This window comes from Nonomuraea sp. NPDC049141, from assembly GCF_040648415.1.
GTDB lineage: Bacteria > Actinomycetota > Actinomycetes > Streptosporangiales > Streptosporangiaceae > Nonomuraea.
This window is the reverse complement of record NZ_JBEZDR010000070.1, coordinates 2,525-5,873: the sequence shown is the minus strand read 5'-3', so window position 1 is coordinate 5,873 and position 3,349 is coordinate 2,525. Positions and strand designations below refer to the sequence as shown.

The 3,349-nt window shown below is 68.9% G+C and carries 3 protein-coding genes; all 3 read left to right on the top strand.

Annotated features, from left to right (window positions below; translation table 11 throughout):
- The first annotated feature begins 415 nt into the window (after positions 1-415).
- The 3 genes from AB0B91_RS64050 (at position 416) to AB0B91_RS64040 (ending at position 3,333) form a co-directional block, all read left to right on the top strand.
- Positions 416-748 (top strand): YbaB/EbfC family nucleoid-associated protein, encoded by a 333-nt coding sequence (locus tag AB0B91_RS64050; protein ID WP_172896617.1) that lies wholly within the window; start codon positions 416-418, stop codon positions 746-748.
- A 7-nt stretch (positions 749-755) separates the two neighbouring features.
- Complete coding sequence (gene recR / locus AB0B91_RS64045; RefSeq protein WP_089003014.1) at positions 756-1,349, top strand: recombination mediator RecR; 594 nt, start codon at positions 756-758, stop codon at positions 1,347-1,349.
- A gap of 319 nt (positions 1,350-1,668) precedes the next feature.
- The gene (locus AB0B91_RS64040) at positions 1,669-3,333 is read left to right on the top strand and encodes an ABC transporter substrate-binding protein (protein WP_089003015.1); all 1,665 of its coding nucleotides are present in this window, start codon (positions 1,669-1,671) and stop codon (positions 3,331-3,333) included.
- Positions 3,334-3,349 lie beyond the last annotated feature (16 nt).

The following is a 3,349-nucleotide window of genomic DNA, read 5'->3' as shown; positions in this document are numbered from 1 at the left end:
GTCCTCGTACCCCGTGATGACGGTGGCGCACGGACCGCCGGCCCGGACGTCTGCGGCGGCGCGCGTCAGCAGGTCGGCGTAGAGGCCGGCGTCCATGGCCGCGCAGGCCCGCGCCTGCCGTTCGATGGCCGCCGCGGCCTGTTCCCGGGACATCCACCACCTCCGTCCGGTCGTGTGCGACGTGGCCGCCGCCGGGTCTTCGAGAAGGGTTCCGTGAGCGTGCGCCCCGCGCCCGCCGCCGGGTCTTCGACAGGGTCCCGTGAGGGTGCGCCGGAGTCCGCCGCCGGGCTTCTCGACATGGTCCCGTGATCGTGCGCCCGGACCCGCCGCGAGGGAAGCACCGGGCGGGGCGAGGCTGCTCACAGCGGATAGGCTGAGCGGCGGCCGAGCAGACGAGTGCGAGAAGGAGCCATCCGTGCGCCCAGGTGGACAGCCGAACATGCAGCAGATGCTGAAGCAGGCGCAGAAGATGCAGCAGCAGATCGCCAAGGCGCAGGCCGAGCTCGCCGAGGCGGAGCTGACCGGCACCGCCGGCGGTGGCCTGGTGACCGCGACCGTCGCCGGCACCGGCGAGCTGAAGTCGATCAAGATCGACCCGAAGGCGGTCGACCCGGAGGACGTGGAGACCCTGGAGGACCTGGTCGTCGCGGCCATGCACAACGCGGCCGAGGCGGCGCGGGAGCTGACCGAGCAGAAGATGGGCCCGGTCACCGGCGGCATGGGCGGCCTCGGCCTGCCCGGTTTCTGAGCGACAGATGTACGAGGGCGCCATCCAGGACCTGATCGACGAGTTGGGGCGGCTGCCGGGCGTGGGCCCGAAGAGTGCCCAGCGGATCGCGTTCCACGTCCTGTCCGCCGACCCGGCCGACGTCAACCGGCTGGCCGGGGCGTTGCGCAAGGTCAAGGAGCTGGTGCGGTTCTGCACCAGTTGCTACAACGTGGCCGAGTCCGACCGGTGCCGGATCTGCCGGGACCCGCGCCGCACCGACGAGGTGCTCTGCGTGGTCGAGGAGCCCAAGGACGTGGTGGCGATCGAGCGCACCGGCGAGTTCCGGGGCCGCTACCACGTGCTCGGCGGGGCGATCAACCCGCTGGAGGGGATCGGGCCGGACAATCTGCGCATCCGCGAGCTGATGGCCCGGCTCAGCGACGGCACGGTGCGGGAGCTGATCCTGGCCACCGACCCGAACACCGAGGGCGAGGCGACGGCGACGTACCTGGCGCTGATGGTCAAGCCGATGGGCATCTCGGTGACCCGGTTGGCGAGCGGCCTGCCGGTCGGCGGCGACCTGGAGTACGCCGACGAGATCACGCTCGGCCGGGCCTTCGAGGGCCGTCGCGCCGTCTGAGTTCCCGTCATGGCCGGTACCGGATCGCGGTGCCGGCCATCGTCGTACGGGCGCCCGCGCGTCCACTGTGGGTTCTGACATGTGGGCGATGCTGGCGACGATCGATGTAACAAATCCGCATCGGTCAAACCGGACATTGCACCCCTATGATGGCGGTCCGGAACGGCCTCTGCGGCGGGCCGCATCGGTTAAGACACGATCCGGTACCAACCGGTTCCGCGAAGGTTTCCCGCCGGTCCGAACGACGGCTAAGGTCACGGCGATCGGTGACCCCTGTCACCACGATTGTCCGTAACCCCAAGGACGAGGTGAAGCACCCATGCGTGCATCCAGGCCGAAGGTCGCGATCGCGGCCGTCGCGGTCGCGGCCCTCGCGGTAGCAGGCTGCGCCGAGAGCGACCGCGATGACAGTTCCGGCGGTAGCAAGAAGGACACCCTCGTCTTCGGCGTAGCCGGAGACCCGAAGGTGCTCGACCCTAGCTTCGCCAGCGACGGTGAGTCGCTGCGCGTGGCGCGTCAGGTCTTCGAGACGCTGGTCCGTCCGGAGGAGGGTGGCACCAAGGTCACCCCCGGCCTGGCCGAGTCCTGGACCCCGGACGCCGCGGGCACCACCTGGACCTTCAAGCTGCGCTCCGGCGTGAAGTTCCACGACGGCACCGAATTCAACGCCGAGGCGGTCTGCAAGAACTTCGACCGCTGGTACAACGCCAAGGGCCTCATGCAGAGCCCGGACGTGACCGCCTACTGGCAGGACGTCATGGGCGGCTTCGCCAAGAACGAGAGCGCGGAGCTGCCGCCGAGCCTCTTCAAGTCCTGCACCGCCAAGGACGCCACCACGGTCGACCTGGCCTTCACCCGGGTCTCCAGCAAGATCCCGGCCGCGCTGATGCTGCCGTCGTTCTCGATGCACAGCCCGACCGCGCTGGAGAAGTACGACGCCAGCAACGTGGGCGGCACCGCCGAGGACATCAAGTACCCGGCGTACGCCACGGAGCACCCGACCGGCACCGGTCCGTTCAAGTTCAAGACCTGGGACGTCGCCAACAAGACGCTGACCCTGGAGCGCAACGAGGACTACGCCGGCAACAAGGCGAAGCTGAAGACCCTCATCTACAAGACCATCTCCGACGAGAACGCGCGCAAGCAGGCGCTGCGCTCCGGCGACATCCAGGGCTACGACCTGGTCGGCCCGGCCGACGTCGAGCCGCTGAAGGGCGAGGGCTTCAACGTCCTGACCCGTCCGGCGTTCAACATCCTCTACCTGGCCATCAACCAGAAGGGGAACCCGAAGCTCGCCGACGTGAAGGTCCGCCAGGCCATCGCGCACGCGCTGAACCGGCAGGCCCTGGTCGACTCGAAGCTGCCCCCGGGCGCCAAGGTCGCCGAGAACTTCCTGCCGGACACCGTCGAGGGCTGGAACGGCGACGTCACCAAGTACAACTACGACCCGGCGAAGGCGAAGGCGCTGCTGGCCGAGGCCGGCGCGACGAACCTGACCCTGCGGTTCCACTACCCGACCGAGGTCACCCGGCCGTACATGCCGAACCCGAAGGACATCTTCGAGCTGCTCTCGGCGGACCTCAAGGCGGTCGGCATCACCGTCCAGGCCATCCCGCTCAAGTGGAGCCCGGACTACCTGAACGCCACCACCTCCGGCGCCAAGCACGACATCCACTTCCTCGGCTGGACCGGTGACTACGGCGACGCGTACAACTTCATCGGCACCTTCTTCGACCGGCCGAAGGACGAGTGGGGCTTCAACAACCCGGCCCTGTTCGCCCAGTTCAAGGACGCCGACACCACCGCCGACGCGGCGGCCCGGACCGAGAAGTACAAGGCCCTGAACAAGGCCATCATGGACTTCCTGCCCGGTGTCCCGGTGTCGCACTCGCCGCCGGCGATCGTGTTCGGCAAGGACGTGACCGGGGTCAAGGCGAGCCCGCTCACCGACGAGCGGTTCTCCACCGCCGAGTTCAAGTCCTGATCTGACGCTCCGAGTC